This is a genomic window from Flavobacterium ustbae (assembly GCF_003946915.1).
Taxonomy (GTDB): Bacteria; Bacteroidota; Bacteroidia; order Flavobacteriales; family Flavobacteriaceae; genus Flavobacterium; species Flavobacterium ustbae.
In genome coordinates this window covers 632,562-648,038 of sequence record NZ_RPOC01000001.1, presented here as the reverse complement: position 1 = coordinate 648,038, position 15,477 = coordinate 632,562, and the positions used below count along the sequence as shown (strand labels likewise).

Here is a 15,477-nt window from a genome sequence, read left to right as displayed (position 1 = left end):
ACAAGCAATGTCTGAGAATAACACAAAAAAACTGGTTGTAAAACTACATCCGGATGATAATGTTTTGGTTGCCCTGACCGATCTTCAAAAGGGAGAAACCATTCATTTTGAAAATGAATCTTACGTTTTAAAAGACCTCATCAAAGCCAAACATAAATTCTACATGCAGGATATGAAGCAGGGAGAAGAGGTAAATATGTACGGTGTTTTGGTTGGAAAAGTACAATACGATGTTCCGCAGGGAAGTTTAATGACAACCGAAAACTTGAAACACGCTGCAGATCCTTACGCCTATAGAAATGCTTCTTACGAATGGACCGCACCAGATGTCTCTAAATTTGAAAACCGAACTTTTAAAGGTTACAAAAGAAAAGACGGACGCGTTGGAACAGCCAATTACTGGCTTTTTGTACCAACTGTTTTTTGTGAAAACAGAAATCTTGACGTTATAAAAGAAGCGCTTCACAAACAACTAGGTTATGCGGTAACGGATAAATACAATCAGTTTACACACGAATTGCTGGAAGGTTATTTGAACGGAAATGACATCAATGATATTAATATCGAAATGAATCCGACGCCAAAAAACAAACGTGTTTTTGAAAATGTAGACGGAATCAAATTCTTAAATCATCAAGGAGGTTGCGGTGGAACGCGTCAGGATGCTTCTACTTTGAGCGCTTTGTTGGCTTCTTATGCGAATCATCCGAACGTTGGTGGAATCACACTTTTGAGTTTAGGATGCCAGCATTTACAAGTTCAAGATTTTGTAAATGATGTAAAAAGACAAAATCCAGAATTCGATAAACCGTTGTTTATTTTTGAACAACAGCAAACAGAAAGCGAAGAAGTTTTGATTACAAACGCTATCAAAAAAACATTTGAAGGTTTAATTGAAATCAATAAATACGAAAGAACCGATGCGCCGTTAAGTGATTTATGTATTGGTGTAAAATGTGGCGGAAGTGACGGTTTCAGCGGTGTTTCTGCAAATCCTGCCGTTGGTTATACGTCTGATTTGGTTGTCGCTTTAGGCGGAAAAATACTTTTAGCCGAATTCCCAGAATTATGCGGAGCCGAACAGAATTTAATTGATCGTTGCGTTACCGAAGATAAAGCCAGAAAGTTTATAGATTTAATGGAATCTTACGATGAACTGGCACATAAAGTGGGTTCTGGTTTCCACATGAATCCTTCTCCGGGAAACATCAAAGACGGCTTAATTACAGACGCTATCAAAAGCGCTGGAGCAGCAAAAAAAGGCGGAACTTCCCCTGTAATTGATGTTTTAGATTATACCGAATTGGTAACAAAACCAGGTTTAAGTTTAGTTTGCACACCAGGAAATGATGTTGAAGCTACAACAGGAAAAGCAGCTTCTGGCGCTACTCTAATTTTGTTTACAACAGGTTTAGGAACGCCGACAGGAAATCCGGTTTGTCCTGTAATTAAAGTGGCTACAAATTCTGTTTTGGCAACAAGAATGAAAGACATTATCGATATTGACTGTGGACCAATCATCAGTGGAGAAAAATCTATTGAAGAAATGGGCGAAGAAATTTTAGAATATTGCATCAAAGCGGCGAGCGGCGAAATTATTCCAAAAGCGGTACAATTAAATCAAGATGATTTTATTCCTTGGAAACGAGGCGTATCTTTATAAGCTAAATTTCAAACTAAAAATAAATACATTGGGTGTATTCAAAAAGCATAAATTTAAATACATAGAAACATAGATTTTCTTATCTACAAAAGGTTATTAAAGTAAACTAGTTTACACACATAGTCCCGAAGCTTCGGGATGATTTTTAATAAAGTGAAACGCCTTTTAAATTCAAAAAAACTATGTCTCTATGTGTTAAAAATTACCCTCAACAGGATAAAAATAACTTACTAAACACACATAATATGTTTTCATTACAAAACAAAAAAGCCATTATTACAGGCGGCGGAAGCGGAATCGGAAGAGCGATTTCGGTTCTTTTTGCAAAACAGGGAGCTGAAGTTCACGTTTTAGAATTAACCGAAGAAAGTGCAAAAGAAACTGTTGAAGAAATAAAAGCTGCTGGCGGAAGCGTTTTTGCTCACGCTTGTGACGTTTCAAACCACGAACAAGTAAAATCAACTTTCGAAAAAATCGGAAACATTAATATTCTGGTAAACAATGCCGGAATTGCTCATGTTGGAAAAGTAGACACTACTTCTGAATCTGATTTTGACAGAATTATGAATGTAAACGTAAAAGGAGTTTACAACTGTCTTCACGCTTCGATTCCTGCGCTTAAAGGTGCTGGCGGAGGTGTAATTCTAAACCTTGCTTCTATCGCTTGCTGGGTTGGAATTCCAGATCGTTTTGCTTATTCTACTGCAAAAGGTGCAGTTATGGCAATGACTTTATCGGTTGCAAAAGATTATTTGAACGATAAAATTAGATGTAATTCTATTTCGCCAGCGCGTGTTCATACGCCTTTCGTTGACGGATTTATTGCTAAAAATTATCCAGGAAAAGAAGAAGAGATCTTCGAAAAGTTATCTCAGTCACAACCAATCGGAAGAATGGGAAAACCAAACGAAATCGCTACTTTAGCATTATTCCTTTGCAGCGACGAATCGTCTTTCATCACAGGTTCAGACTACCCAATTGATGGTGGATTTATTAAATTGAATAACTAAAATAAAGATATAGCCACGAATTCACGAATTTATACAAATTATGATTCGTGAAATTCTAGGTGTTTTTTTTCACGCAGATCTCACGAATAATTGAAATAAAAATTCGTGAATTCGTGGCGAAAAAAAATAAGCCGTAAATTTTTAAAGATTTAAATAATTCGTGACCCGAGCGATAGCGAACAGGCGAAGCAATTCGTGGAGAAAAAAAAACTAAAAAAGAAAAGAATATGAAACTTATTAGATTCGGAGAAGAAGGAAAAGAAAAACCAGGAATTCTTCTAAATGATAAAAGATACGACGTTTCGTCTATCGTAACTACAGATTACAACGAAGCATTTTTTGAAAATGACGGATTAAAAAAATTAGAAGAAGCCTTAAAAAGCAATCCATCTTTACCAGAAGTTAGCGATTCCGTACGTTTAGGGTCGCCAGTTGCAAGACCTTCAAAAATTATCTGCATCGGATTAAACTATGTAGATCACTGCGAAGAAACAGGCGCTGCAATTCCAGAAGAACCAATTATTTTCTTCAAATCTACAACTTCTCTTTGCGGACCAAACGACAATTTGATCATCCCAAAAAACAGTGAAAAAACAGACTGGGAAGTAGAATTGGCTTTTGTTGTGGGTAAAAAAGCAAGCTACGTTTCTGAAGAAGATGCACCAAACTACATCGCAGGATATTGCTTGTTGAACGATTACAGCGAAAGAGCTTTCCAAATCGAAAGAGGCGGGCAATGGGCAAAAGGAAAAGGTTCTGATACCTTCGCTCCTCTTGGGCCAACAATGGTTACACCAGACGAAGCGGGAGATGTAAACAATCTTAAAATGTGGCTGACTGTAAACGGAAAAACTTTCCAAAACAGTAATACTTCCAACTTGATTTTCAAGATTCCATTTTTAGTACATTATTTAAGCCAGTTTATGACATTGCTTCCTGGCGATGTGATCAGTACAGGAACGCCTCCAGGAGTTGGATTAGGAATTAAACCAGATCCGATTTACATTAAAGCGGGCGACGTAATCGAATTAGGAATTGAAGGTTTAGGCACAAGTAAACAAACTGCCGTAGCGTATTCATAAATAAAAATTAATATGGCAGCACAAAAATTCTGTTTGGCCTTAGATTTAAAAGACGATCAAAATTTAATTGCAGAATATAAACAACTGCACGAAAATATCTGGCCAGAAATCAAAAAAAGTATTCAGGATTCGGGTATCGAAGTTCTGGATATCTACTGCACCGGAAATCGTTTGTTTATGATTATTGAAGGAGATGAAAATTTCTCTTTTGAAAAAAAAGACGCAGCCGATGCAGCCAACGAAAAAGTTCAGGAATGGGAAACTCTAATGTGGAAATTCCAACAAGCTTTACCTTGGGCAAAACCGGGACAAAAATGGATTTTGATGGATAAAATTTTTCAGCTTTAATCTCAAAAAGAAACAGCTTCTTGCAAAAGAGTCTGTAATTTTTAATTATATTTTTTTTGTAAAAGCGAGAATTCCAAAATTGGGGTTCTCGCTTTTTAGTATTAACAAGAATATTTGTTATAATAAAAAAGATTGCATTTCGTTTTTTTAGATATATTTATCCCGAAAAAAATAATTAACTAAATTCAAAAAATGAAAAAATTACTTATTGCATGCTTCCTTTTTTCAGGAGCTGCATTTGCTCAAGACATGAATGTCATTAAAGGAGATTTCCATTTCATTAAAGATCAAAAGGAAATGAACGTCGAGTTTGATTACAGCAACTTTACCATGATGAAAGAAAACAAACCAGAAGCACAGTACGTTGAAGAACACAAAGCTGACTTGGATAAAAAAGCAAAAGGAAACGGAAAAATTTGGGAGAAAAAATGGATTGCAGCAAAAGACCAAATCTGGACTCCAAAATTTTTAGAAATCGCCAATATTGTTTTAACCAAAGAAAAAAAAGATTTAAACTTTCAGGAAGGATTACAAACACCTTACACTCTAATTGTAAAAACAGTTTGGATTTATCCAGGCTGGGATGCTGGAATTATGAAACAGCCTGCAAAAGTTACTACTAATTTAAAATTTGTAGAAACTGACAATAAATCTAATGTCTTATTAGAAATTACAAGCGAAGAAGCTCCTGGAGATCAATGGGGAAATAACTTTAGCAATGAATCAAGAATTGGAGAAGGTTATGCTAAAACGGCCAAAACTTTATCTAAACTTATTTCTAAGAAAGCATACAAATAAAAAAAGAAATTAATAAATATATAATCTATTACAATAACGAAAGAATTAAATCAAATCTAAACAAAATGAGCCCGATAAAATATCGAGCTCATTATTATCAAACTTAATTATAAATTTGTCTAAACTTTTGGGTGCCGTCTAATTATTCAGGGCTTTGTTCTTTCTGCATATTCAATAAATACGCCATATTTGCTATTACGTGATCGTGTTTCTTTACAAACGGATTTTCTTCGTTCCAGACATATCCTGCTAAAACCGCGCATATTTTTTCTTTTACATCTGGGTTTTCTGGCTGATGAAAGAATAATGTCTGTAGATTTCCGGTATACCATTCTTGCACATAAGTGGTAAAAACGGCGATCCCTTTTTTCATGTATTCTGTAAATTCAGTTTCCCAGTTTACTTCAATTCCTTGCGATTCTTTCAAATATAATTTTGCTGCCAGCATTCCAGATTCGGTTGCAAACGCAACTCCTGAAGAAAAAACCGGATCTAAGAATTCTGAACTGTTTCCTGTTAAAGCAAAGCCATCGCCGTACATTCTTTTTACAGCTCTCGAATAGTTTTCGAGTTTTACAGGTTCGAATAAAAACTCAGTTCCTTTAAATCTTTTTATATAATAATCTGATTTCTGAATGGCATTTCTTAAAGCCTCTGCATTGTCTCTATTAGTAGAAAGCGAATTAATAAAATCGGTCGGACCTACAATTCCCAAACTCGTATTTCCGTTAGAAAACGGAATTACCCAAAGCCAGACTTGAGTTTCAAGAATGTCAAACGAGATCTGCGTTCCTTCCTCGCCTTCTGGTCTGTTAATGTCTTCTACGTGTGTAAATATAGAAGAATGCGGATCTAATTTAGATGGTGTGTCCAAATCTAAAAGTCTTGGCAAAACGCGTCCGTAACCGCTAGAATCGATAATAAATTTGGCGTGAATTTCTTTTAGATTTCCGTCTTTGTCTTTTACAATCGTTTTAGAATTTTTTCCTTCAAAAGAAACTTCCAAAACTTCGGTTTCAAATTCCAAATCAATTCCTTTACGCACAATTTCCTGCGCCATTGTATTGTCAAAATCAGCTCTAGGAACTTGCCAAGTCCAATCCCAACCTTCACCAAATTTTTTACTGAAATCAAAATTGCAAATTTCTTCGCCTCTAATAAAACGAGCTCCTAATTTCTTTTCAAAATTCATCGCATCAAGCGCATCAAACAATTCTGCCTCAGCAAAATGGTCCATTACACGCGGAATAAGGCTTTCACCAACAACAAGTCTCGGAAACTTTGTTTTCTCTACAACTTTTACCTTAACATTGTTCTTAAAAAGATAAGATGCCGAAACACATCCAGATGGTCCTGCACCAATCACTAAAACATCAACAAACTCCTTTGTCATATTAGAATTATTATCATTAATTAACCTACATTTGCCATCATCAAAATAACTACATTTATTTTGATAAATAAAATTAAATTAGCACAACCAAAATCGATTTGATGAATACAATAAATGAATATTTAAGTTTAGCTGAATTTGAAGCCATAATCTTTGGAAAAAACAAAGTTGCGATAAGCGATGTGGTCTTAAATCGAGTAAACGAAAGTTTTAATTTCTTAAAAGAATTCTCAGGAAATAAAGTAATCTACGGCGTAAATACTGGCTTTGGTCCAATGGCTCAATATAGAATTAAAGAGTCTGACCAAATTCAGCTGCAATATAATTTAATTAGAAGCCACTCTTCTGGAACAGGAAAACCGTTGAATGCGGAGTGTGCAAAAGCAGCTATTTTGGCTCGTATGAACACGCTTTCTTTGGGAAATTCTGGAGTTCATCCTTCTGTTATTCATTTAATGGCAGAATTAATCAATAGAGATATTACGCCTTTAATTTTCGAACATGGAGGTGTTGGTGCAAGTGGAGATTTAGTACAATTATCGCACTTGGCTTTGGTTTTAATTGGCGAAGGCGAAGTTTTTTATAAAGGTGAAAGACGTCCAACTCAGGAAGTTTTCGAAATCGAAGGTTTACAACCAATTCAGGTAGAAATTAGAGAAGGTTTGGCGTTAATCAACGGAACTTCTGTAATGACAGGAATTGGAGTCGTAAATGTGCATTATGCTAATAAACTATTAGATTGGTCATTAAAAGCTTCTTGCGCCATTAACGAATTGGTTCAGGCGTATGATGATCATTTTTCTGAAGAATTAAACCAGACCAAACGTCATAAAGGACAGCAGGAAGTGGCTGAAAAGATGAGAAAAAATCTTGCTGACAGTACGTTGATCCGTAAAAGAGAAGACCATTTATATTCTGGGGAAAATACAGAAGAAATCTTCAAAGAAAAAGTTCAGGAATATTATTCATTAAGATGTGTTCCTCAAATTTTGGGACCAGTTTTAGAAACTATTAATAATGTAGCTTCTATCTTAGAAGACGAATTTAACTCGGCAAACGACAACCCAATTATAGACGTAAAAAACAAACACGTTTACCACGGCGGAAATTTCCACGGAGATTATATTTCGCTAGAAATGGATAAACTAAAAATTGTTATTACCAAATTAACGATGTTGGCAGAACGTCAGTTGAATTATTTATTGAATTCAAAAATCAACGAATTACTGCCTCCATTCGTAAACTTAGGAACTTTAGGTTTCAATTTCGGAATGCAGGGCGTTCAGTTCGTAGCGACTTCGACAACGGCTGAAAGTCAGATGCTTTCAAACCCAATGTACGTACACAGTATTCCGAACAACAATGACAATCAAGACATTGTAAGTATGGGAACAAACTCGGCTGTTATTACATCAAAAGTAATCGAAAACTCATTTGAGGTTTTGGCTATCGAATTAATTACAATCGTTCAGGCAATCGATTATTTAGAGCAAAAAGATAAAATTTCGTCTGTCACCAGAAAATGGTACGATGATGTTCGAAAGATCATTCCAACTTTCAAAGAAGATATGGTGATGTATCCTTTTGTTCAAAAAGTAAAAGACTACCTGATCAACAGTTAAAGAAAAAATTTAGAGATTAAGCCTTGTGAATTTGAGAAAAGTGAAACGCCTTTTTTAAGAAATCCAAAACTATGTCTCTATGTGTTAAAAAAAACAATGCCCCAAAAGAGTTTTAACTTTTTAATCATTAAAAATTGAATTTTAAAAATCATGAAAAAGACATTTATTTTTTTACTGCTAGTATTTATTCAAGTTGTTAATAGTCAAGAACTGGCATTAGTTAAGAAAAATTCGAAAATTGGATATATTGCCAAAGACGGATCTTTTAAAATAGAACCTCAGTTTAAATCTGCCAAAAGTTTTTCTGAAGGTTTAGCTGTCGCAGAAAATGGTGGAAAATGGGGATTTATTGATACTAAAGGGAGTTTTGTAATTCCCGCAGATTTTAAAGATGCTAAAGATTTTAACAGCGGAATTGCTGTTGTACAAAAAGATAAAGACTGGGTTTATATCAATACAAAAGGAGAAATTCAAAAAGCTCCTGCAACAGAAAAAGTATTTGATTTTAATGAAGGCGTTGCTTTCATCAGACAAAATAATAAAGTTGGACTGATCAATAACAAAATGGCAATTGTTCTGGAACCAAAATACGATCAGATCAAGCCTTTTGAAAATGGTTACGCAAGAGTGGAACTAAACAAAAACTGGGGAATTATCAATACAGAAGGAAAAGAATTGGTTGAACCTGTTTATACAGAAATCGGAAATTATTTTAAAGGCACAACTTGGGCTAGAAAAGATAAAACTTTCGGATTGGTAAGCAGCGGAAAATTTATTCCGGTTGACGGTGCCGAAAAAATATGGGATTTTGAAACCCAAGATTTGACTTACGCTAAAAAGAACGGAAAAATTGGTTACATTGATTTAAAAGGAAACTGGATCATTCTTCCTATTTATGATAAAGGAAAAGCGTTTTCTAAAAATTTAGCTCCTGTTTTGGTTGGAAAAAAATGGGGATTTATTAATCCAGAAGGAAAATTTGTAATTGAACCAACTTACAGCGATGCAGAAGTTTTCAGCTCAAATGGTTTGGCCCCAGTAAAAGAAAGCAATTGGGGATTTATTAATGAATCTGGAAAATTAGTAATTCCAACTCAATATGGTATCACTTCAAACGGATTTATTGTTTCTCTATTTGTGAAACAAGACAAAGGTTTTATTGATGGTTTGGCTAGAGTTAAAAACGAAGGAAAATGGGGATTTCTAAGACCTGACGGAACAGTTTTAAGCAATCAATGGTTTGAAAATGCTGAATTGTTTTCTAAAAGCGCAGAAAAACCTCAGCCTGCTGCAGCTCCCGCCGAAAAACCAAAACAAGAAACTAAGCCAGCTGTAAAATCTGCAAGTAAACCAGCTGCTAAGCCGGCACCGAAAAAAAAGAAATAGTATTTATCTCCAATAAATTATAAAATTTACATCGTGAAATCGCTCTTATTGCAAAAGCGATTTCACGATCAATAAAACCTACATTAAATGAAATGTGTATTAGTAACAGGCGGTTCGAGAGGAATTGGAAGTGCTATCTGTAAAAAACTTGCCGTAGAATCCGATTATCATATTCTGATTAATTACCATTCGAATAAAACAGCTGCCGAAGAAACATTACAAGAAGTGCAAAAATTGGGCGCAACGGGAGAAATCTTAGGTTTTGATGTTTCTAATTTTGAAGAAGTGCAAAATGTTTTAAACCAATGGCAGGAAGAAAATCCTGAAAAATTGGTTGAAGCAATTGTCAACAACGCCGGAATTACAAAAGACGGACTTTTTATGTGGATGACTCCTCAAGACTGGAACGGCGTTTTGAATACTAGTGTAAACGGTTTCTTTAATGTTACGCAGTTTTTTATACAGAAAATGTTACGCAACAAATACGGCCGTATTGTAAATCTGGTTTCGGTTTCTGGTGTAAAAGGAACTGCAGGACAAACCAATTATTCGGCAGCAAAGGGCGCGATTGTAGCCGCAACCAAAGCCTTGGCTCAAGAAGTTGCCAAAAGAAATATTACGGTCAATGCTGTCGCTCCAGGTTTTATTAGAACCGACATGACAAGCCAACTGGACGAAAAAGAATTATTAAAACTGATTCCGGTAAACCGTTTTGGCGAAGCCGAAGAAGTCGCAGATTTGGTAAGCTTTTTGATTTCTAAAAAAGCAAGTTATATCACTGGTGAAATTATAAACATAAACGGCGGAATATATTCTTAATATACAAAGCGTACAAAGTATGTTTTAAGTTTTTTTATTAAATACTTAAAAATTGCTCGCAAAGACGCTAAGTCGCAAAGTTCTATTATAAAAAACATTTTAAAAGAAAAAACTTTGCGCCTTAGCGACTTTGCGAGATTAAAAATCTTCGTTACTTTGTCGCCTTGTCACTATGAACCTTTGTCACTATAAAAAAATGAATAGAAGAGTTGTAATTACTGGAATGGGAATTTATTCGTGTATCGGAACTTCTTTAGACGAAGTAAAAGATTCTTTGTACGAAGGAAAATCTGGTATTCAGTTTGATGCTGAACGAAAAGAATTTGGTTTTCAATCGGCCTTGACGGGAATGGTTCCGAAAACCGATTTAAAAAATCTTTTGACACGCAGACAACGCATGAGCATCGGTGAAGAAACCGAATATGCTTATATGGCCACTATAGAAGCTTTGAAAAATGCCGGAATTGACGATGCCTTTTTTGACGATAGAGAAGTTGGAATTATGTACGGAAATGACAGTGTTTCTAAAGCCATCATCGACGCTACAGATATTGTTCGCGAGAAAAAAGACACCGCTCTTATTGGTTCTGGTGCCATTTTTAAATCTATGAATTCTACCGTTACCATGAATCTCTCCACGATTTTTAAACTTCGCGGGATTAATTTAACCGTAAGTGCTGCTTGTGCCAGCGGTTCACACTCTATTGGTTTAGCCTATTTTTTAATTAAAAGCGGATTTCAAGACATTGTTATTACCGGCGGAGCGCAGGAAATTAATAAATATGCGATGAGCAGTTTTGACGGATTAGGTGTTTTTTCTAATAGACAAGGCGATCCGACAAAAGCCTCTAGACCTTTTGATTCTGATCGTGACGGATTGATTCCGAGTGGCGGAGGCGCAACTTTAATTCTGGAAAGTTACGAATCTGCTGTAGCCCGTGGCGCCAATATTATTGCCGAAATCGGTGGTTACGGATTCTCTTCAAACGGCGGACATATCTCAACTCCAAATGTAGAAGGTCCGGCAACAGCGATGAAACGTGCTCTTGAAGAGGCAAAACTACAAGCATCAGATATTGAATATATTAATGCCCATGCAACCTCAACACCTGTTGGAGATGCAAATGAAGCAAAAGCTATTTTTGAAGTTTTTGGAGAAAAAAATCCGCCTGTAAGCTCCACAAAATCAATGACTGGGCATGAATGCTGGATGGCTGGAGCAAGCGAAATCATTTATTCTATCTTAATGATGCAGCACGATTTTATCGCCCCAAACATCAATTTAGAAAATCCAGATGAAGATGCGTCAAAATTAAATTTAGTTAAAACTACGTTAAACAAAAAATTTGACATATTTTTGTCCAATTCTTTCGGGTTCGGAGGAACCAACTCTGCGTTGGTGGTTAAAAAGTTTAAATTGGACAATGAATAAAGAAGAGATTATAGCAAGAATTAACGGTTTTTTAGTTGATGAATTTGAAGTAGACAATGATGACATTGAACCAGATGCTAATTTAAAAGATACACTTGGATTAGACAGTTTGGATTATGTTGATTTGGTAGTTTCAATAGAGGCAAACTTTGGTGTAAAACTAGTTGAAGCAGATTTTGTTGGAATTTCTGATTTTCAAAGTTTCTATGATTTAATCGAAAATAAAATAAAGGCCAAATCTGCTTAAATGAATCAATGGGATGGCAAATCCAAAGGAACTGTTTTAGGATATAGAATATTCGTTTTTTTGATTCGAAAAGCGGGTGTAAAAGCTGCTTATGCCCTACTTTACTTTGTTGCTTCTTACTATTTTTTATTTCTAAGAAAAAGCAATAAAGCGATTTTCTACTATTTTAAAGAAAGGCTTCAGTATTCCTATTTCAAATCAAAAAAAATGGTTTTCAAAAGTTATTATACTTTTGGACAGACTATTATTGATAAAGTTTCTATTTCTGCAGGAATGCGAAACAAATTTACTTACGAATTTGACGGAATAGAAACTTTAAAAAGACTTCTTGCCGAAAAAAAAGGCGGTGTTTTAATTAGCGCGCATGTTGGTAATTTTGAAATCGCAGAACATTTTTTAGGAGATATTGACCTCAATTTCCAGATTAACCTAGTTACTACAGATCTCGAACATTCTGCTATTAAGAATTATCTCGAAAGCGTTTCTCAAAAACCTACCGTAAAATTTATTATCATCAAAGAAGATCTCTCTCATATTTTTGAAATCAATGCTGCTTTGGCCAATAACGAATTAATCTGCTTTACAGGCGATAGATATTTTGAAGGAAGTAAATTTTTATCTGAAAATTTATTAGGCAAAGAAGCTAAATTTCCTGCGGGTCCATTTTTAATTGCTTCCCGATTAAAAGTTCCTGTTGTTTTTGTGTATGTAATGAAAGAACCCAATCTTCATTATCATTTATACGCCAGAGAAGCCGAAGTAAAACACCGCGACGAAAAAGCACTTTTAAAAGAATATATAAAAAGCGTTGAAAGCATTCTGCAAAAATACCCTTTGCAATGGTTCAACTACTTTGATTTCTGGAGATAGTCTTGCCACAAAGACGCTAAGACCCAAAGTTTTTTTATTTTTTGCCACAGATTAAAAAGATTAGAAAGGATTTTTTAAAGTAAATAATCTGGGGAAATCCTTTAATCTGTGGCAAAAAAATGAGTAAAAATTTGTGCAATTCGTGGCAAAAAAAATTATAGACAATGAATAAAAAAAATTGTGCCTTTGCGCCTTTGCGGCAAAAAAATAAAAAAAATTCGTGAATTCGTGGCTATCAAAACTCCACCCATCAAATAAGAAAATTCGTTTAAATAAATTTACTTATTTTTGCTCACCACCAACGCCAAAAGACCCTAAATGAAAAACGTACTCGTAATATATTATACACAATCTGGACAATTGGAATCGATTGCACAAAATATTGCAAAACCATTTCTAAATTCAGAAGAAATAAATCTTACTTTTCACGAAATACAACTAGAAAAACCATTTCCATTTCCGTGGAATAAAGACTCTTTTTTTGATGCTTTCCCAGAATCTTTTTTACAGATTCCGACCGCATTAAAACCAGTTCCGGAAGAAATTTTAAATACAAAATACGATTTGATATTATTCCATTATCAGGTTTGGTATTTATCACCTTCTATTCCGATCAATTCATTTTTGAAAAGTGAAGATGGAAAAAAACTTTTGAGCAATACTCCAGTAATTACCATCAGCGGATCCAGAAACATGTGGATTATGGCTCAGGAAAAAATCAAAGTTTTATTGCGAAAAGCCAATGCAAATCTAGTTGGAAATGTAGCTTTGGTAGACCGCGTTGGAAATTTAATTAGCGTGATTACTATTGTAGAATGGATGTTTTCTGGAGTTAAGAAAAAATATTTAGGGATTTTTCCTCTTCCAGGCGTTTCAGAAAAAGATATCCACGAGTCTGAAAAATTTGGAGAAATCATGTTTGATTCTTTTCAGAAGAACAATTATACCGATTTGCAACCAAAATTGGTCAATGCTGGGGCTGTAAAAATAAGTTCGTATTTAGTGACTGTTGACAAAACGGCCAATAAAATTTTCAATAAATGGTCAAACATCATTTATAAAAATCAAAAAAACCGAAAACAGCTGCTTAAAGTATTTAATGTTTATTTATTCCTTGCGATATGGTTAATTTCACCAATAGTGTATATATTGCACCTTATTACCTATCCGTTAAAATTAAAGAAAATTAAAAAGGAAACTCAATATTATCAAGGAGTTTAGACGAGGAAATTTATATTATGTTTGAAGTATATATTACAAAAGCTGCAAAATATTTGCCAAATGAAGCTGTTTCCAATGACGAAATGGAAGGCTTTTTAGGTCTTATCAATGATACTGCTTCAAAAGCCAGACGTATTATTTTGCGCAACAATAAAATTACAAGCCGTTATTATGCTGTTGATAAAACAGGAAAAAGTACACACTCAAATGCAGAATTGACTAAAAACGCTGTGGAACAGTTATTTGACGATAATTTTACACCACAGGATTTAGAAGTCCTTTCATGCGGAACCTCAACACCAGATATATTTTTGCCTTCGCATGCCGCGATGGTTCATGGATTATTAAAAAATAAATCGGTAGAATTAAACTCTTCAACAGGAGTTTGCTGTGCTGGAATGAACTCTCTTAAATTTGGTTTTCTTTCAGTAAGATCAGGAAATTCAAAAAATGCAATCTGCACAGGATCAGAAAAAGTTTCTACCTGGCTGAATGCTCAAAAATACAATCACGAGGCCGACAATTTAAAAAGCCTTGAAGAACAGCCTATTATTGCTTTCAAAAAAGATTTCCTCCGTTGGATGTTATCAGACGGTGCCGGAGCTTTCTTATTAGAAAATAAACCGAGAGGCCCGATTTCTCTAAAAATAGAATGGATGGAAGCTTTTTCGTATGCCTACGAATTAGAAACCTGCATGTATGCTGGAGGTGATAAACTAGAAAACGGCGATATTAAATCCTGGAGCGATTATGCTCCAGAACAATGGCTCAACGAATCTGTTTTTTCGATTAAACAGGACGTAAAATTATTAGACGAATTCATTCTTTCAAAAGGAGCTGAAAGCATGAAAGACGCGATGGCAAAAAACAATATTACAGCGGATGATATTGATTATTTTATGCCACACGTTTCTTCAAACTTCTTTGTTGAAGGATTAAAGAAAGGCCTGACCGAAAAAGGAATCGGAATGGCAGATGACAAATGGTTCATGAATCTTTCTCGAGTTGGAAATGTTGGTTCTGCTTCTATTTATTTGGCTCTTGAAGAATTGATGAATTCAGGAAACTTGAAAAAAGGAGATAAAATTTTATTATCTGTTCCAGAAAGCGGAAGATTCTCTTTCGCGTATGCGTATTTAACTGTTTGCTAATGGAAACAATGGCACTTCTAGAAAAAGAAATGGTAGAAAATTTATTGCCACAAAAGTTTCCTTTTGTAATGGTCGATACCATGCATTTTTATTCTGAAACTTCTTTGGTTTCTGCTTTAGAAATTCAGAGCGATAATATTTTTGTTTCAAACCGTATTTTTCTTGAAGCAGGTTTAATAGAACACATGGCACAATCTGTGGCATTGCATACAGGATATCAATATTTTTTGAAAAACGAAATTGCTCCAACGGGCTACATCGGCTCAATTAAAGAAATTGAAATTAAAAAGCTTCCGAACGTAAACGACATTATTCAATCTGAAGTAACGATTCTACAAGAATTTGCAGGAATTACTTTGGTAGATATTGTAACGACCTTAAATAACGAAGAAATTGCCAGGGGACAAATGAAAACAGTTCTGGCAAAATAAGAAC

At 34.8% G+C, this 15,477-nt stretch carries 16 protein-coding genes; 15 read left to right on the top strand and 1 reads right to left on the bottom strand.

Annotated elements, in window-relative coordinates; translation table 11 throughout:
* The first annotated feature begins 7 nt into the window (after positions 1–7).
* The 6 genes from EG814_RS02795 (at position 8) to EG814_RS02770 (ending at position 5,008) form a co-directional block, all read left to right on the top strand.
* The gene (locus EG814_RS02795; protein WP_125718672.1) at positions 8–1,663 is read left to right on the top strand and encodes a UxaA family hydrolase; all 1,656 of its coding nucleotides are present in this window, start codon (positions 8–10) and stop codon (positions 1,661–1,663) included.
* 245 nt (positions 1,664–1,908) lie between these two features.
* Positions 1,909–2,673 (top strand): SDR family NAD(P)-dependent oxidoreductase, encoded by a 765-nt coding sequence (locus tag EG814_RS02790; protein ID WP_125718671.1) that lies wholly within the window; start codon positions 1,909–1,911, stop codon positions 2,671–2,673.
* Between the two features lie 227 nt (positions 2,674–2,900).
* Positions 2,901–3,755, top strand: a complete 855-nt coding sequence (locus tag EG814_RS02785; RefSeq protein ID WP_125718670.1) for a fumarylacetoacetate hydrolase family protein — start codon at positions 2,901–2,903, stop codon at positions 3,753–3,755.
* Positions 3,756–3,767: 12 nt separating this feature from the next.
* Positions 3,768–4,103 (top strand): L-rhamnose mutarotase, encoded by a 336-nt coding sequence (locus EG814_RS02780; protein ID WP_125718669.1) that lies wholly within the window; start codon positions 3,768–3,770, stop codon positions 4,101–4,103.
* Between the two features lie 192 nt (positions 4,104–4,295).
* Positions 4,296–4,901, top strand: coding sequence for a hypothetical protein (locus tag EG814_RS02775; RefSeq protein WP_125718667.1), 606 nt, complete (start codon positions 4,296–4,298; stop codon positions 4,899–4,901).
* Positions 4,892–5,008, top strand: a complete 117-nt coding sequence (locus EG814_RS02770; RefSeq protein WP_125719095.1) for an IS3 family transposase — start codon at positions 4,892–4,894, stop codon at positions 5,006–5,008. The genes EG814_RS02775 and EG814_RS02770 overlap by 10 nt, the downstream gene beginning before the upstream one ends.
* Positions 5,009–5,043: 35 nt before the next feature.
* On the opposite strand, the gene EG814_RS02765 is transcribed toward EG814_RS02770, so the two are convergent.
* Complete coding sequence (locus EG814_RS02765; RefSeq protein WP_125718665.1) at positions 5,044–6,294, bottom strand: NAD(P)/FAD-dependent oxidoreductase; 1,251 nt, start codon at positions 6,292–6,294, stop codon at positions 5,044–5,046.
* A gap of 101 nt (positions 6,295–6,395) precedes the next feature.
* On the opposite strand from EG814_RS02765, the gene EG814_RS02760 reads away from it, so the two are divergent.
* From EG814_RS02760 to EG814_RS02720, 9 genes are all read left to right on the top strand, one after another.
* On the top strand, positions 6,396–7,916 hold the full coding sequence (locus EG814_RS02760; protein WP_125718663.1) for an HAL/PAL/TAL family ammonia-lyase: 1,521 nt from the start codon (positions 6,396–6,398) through the stop codon (positions 7,914–7,916).
* A 150-nt stretch (positions 7,917–8,066) separates the two neighbouring features.
* A complete protein-coding gene (locus EG814_RS02755) occupies positions 8,067–9,302 on the top strand; it encodes a WG repeat-containing protein (RefSeq protein WP_125718660.1) in 1,236 nt (411 codons plus the stop codon).
* 87 nt (positions 9,303–9,389) lie between these two features.
* Entirely contained in the window at positions 9,390–10,121 is a 732-nt protein-coding gene (gene fabG, locus EG814_RS02750) for a 3-oxoacyl-ACP reductase FabG (RefSeq protein WP_125718658.1), read from the top strand.
* Positions 10,122–10,317: 196 nt separating this feature from the next.
* Positions 10,318–11,553, top strand: coding sequence for a beta-ketoacyl-[acyl-carrier-protein] synthase family protein (locus tag EG814_RS02745; RefSeq protein ID WP_125718656.1), 1,236 nt, complete (start codon positions 10,318–10,320; stop codon positions 11,551–11,553).
* The gene (locus EG814_RS02740) at positions 11,546–11,800 is read left to right on the top strand and encodes an acyl carrier protein (RefSeq protein WP_125718654.1); all 255 of its coding nucleotides are present in this window, start codon (positions 11,546–11,548) and stop codon (positions 11,798–11,800) included. Before EG814_RS02745 ends, EG814_RS02740 begins: the two co-directional genes overlap by 8 nt.
* Entirely contained in the window at positions 11,801–12,670 is an 870-nt protein-coding gene (locus EG814_RS02735; protein WP_125718652.1) for an LpxL/LpxP family acyltransferase, read from the top strand. It begins immediately after the preceding gene.
* 318 nt (positions 12,671–12,988) lie between these two features.
* Positions 12,989–13,891 (top strand): NADPH-dependent FMN reductase family protein, encoded by a 903-nt coding sequence (locus tag EG814_RS02730; protein WP_125718650.1) that lies wholly within the window; start codon positions 12,989–12,991, stop codon positions 13,889–13,891.
* Positions 13,892–13,908: 17 nt separating this feature from the next.
* Entirely contained in the window at positions 13,909–15,042 is a 1,134-nt protein-coding gene (locus EG814_RS02725) for a beta-ketoacyl-ACP synthase III (RefSeq protein WP_125718648.1), read from the top strand.
* A complete protein-coding gene (locus EG814_RS02720) occupies positions 15,042–15,473 on the top strand; it encodes a hypothetical protein (RefSeq protein ID WP_125718646.1) in 432 nt (143 codons plus the stop codon). The genes EG814_RS02725 and EG814_RS02720 overlap by 1 nt, the downstream gene beginning before the upstream one ends.
* The last annotated feature ends 4 nt before the right edge of the window (positions 15,474–15,477 follow it).

Excerpts from the sequence above, each read along its gene's own strand:
- EG814_RS02790 (WP_125718671.1), top strand. The coding sequence starts at position 1,909 with ATGTTTTCATTACAAAACAAAAAAGCCATTATTACAGGCGGCGGAAGC.
- EG814_RS02745 (WP_125718656.1), top strand. The coding sequence starts at position 10,318 with ATGAATAGAAGAGTTGTAATTACTGGAATGGGAATTTATTCGTGTATC.
- EG814_RS02725 (WP_125718648.1), top strand. The coding sequence starts at position 13,909 with ATGTTTGAAGTATATATTACAAAAGCTGCAAAATATTTGCCAAATGAA.
- EG814_RS02730 (WP_125718650.1), top strand. The coding sequence starts at position 12,989 with ATGAAAAACGTACTCGTAATATATTATACACAATCTGGACAATTGGAA.
- EG814_RS02720 (WP_125718646.1), top strand. The coding sequence starts at position 15,042 with ATGGAAACAATGGCACTTCTAGAAAAAGAAATGGTAGAAAATTTATTG.
- EG814_RS02735 (WP_125718652.1), top strand. The coding sequence starts at position 11,801 with ATGAATCAATGGGATGGCAAATCCAAAGGAACTGTTTTAGGATATAGA.
- EG814_RS02795 (WP_125718672.1), top strand. The coding sequence starts at position 8 with ATGTCTGAGAATAACACAAAAAAACTGGTTGTAAAACTACATCCGGAT.
- EG814_RS02765 (WP_125718665.1), bottom strand. The coding sequence starts at position 6,294 with ATGACAAAGGAGTTTGTTGATGTTTTAGTGATTGGTGCAGGACCATCT.
- EG814_RS02740 (WP_125718654.1), top strand. The coding sequence starts at position 11,546 with ATGAATAAAGAAGAGATTATAGCAAGAATTAACGGTTTTTTAGTTGAT.
- EG814_RS02775 (WP_125718667.1), top strand. The coding sequence starts at position 4,296 with ATGAAAAAATTACTTATTGCATGCTTCCTTTTTTCAGGAGCTGCATTT.
- fabG (WP_125718658.1), top strand. The coding sequence starts at position 9,390 with ATGAAATGTGTATTAGTAACAGGCGGTTCGAGAGGAATTGGAAGTGCT.
- EG814_RS02785 (WP_125718670.1), top strand. The coding sequence starts at position 2,901 with ATGAAACTTATTAGATTCGGAGAAGAAGGAAAAGAAAAACCAGGAATT.
- EG814_RS02780 (WP_125718669.1), top strand. The coding sequence starts at position 3,768 with ATGGCAGCACAAAAATTCTGTTTGGCCTTAGATTTAAAAGACGATCAA.
- EG814_RS02760 (WP_125718663.1), top strand. The coding sequence starts at position 6,396 with ATGAATACAATAAATGAATATTTAAGTTTAGCTGAATTTGAAGCCATA.
- EG814_RS02755 (WP_125718660.1), top strand. The coding sequence starts at position 8,067 with ATGAAAAAGACATTTATTTTTTTACTGCTAGTATTTATTCAAGTTGTT.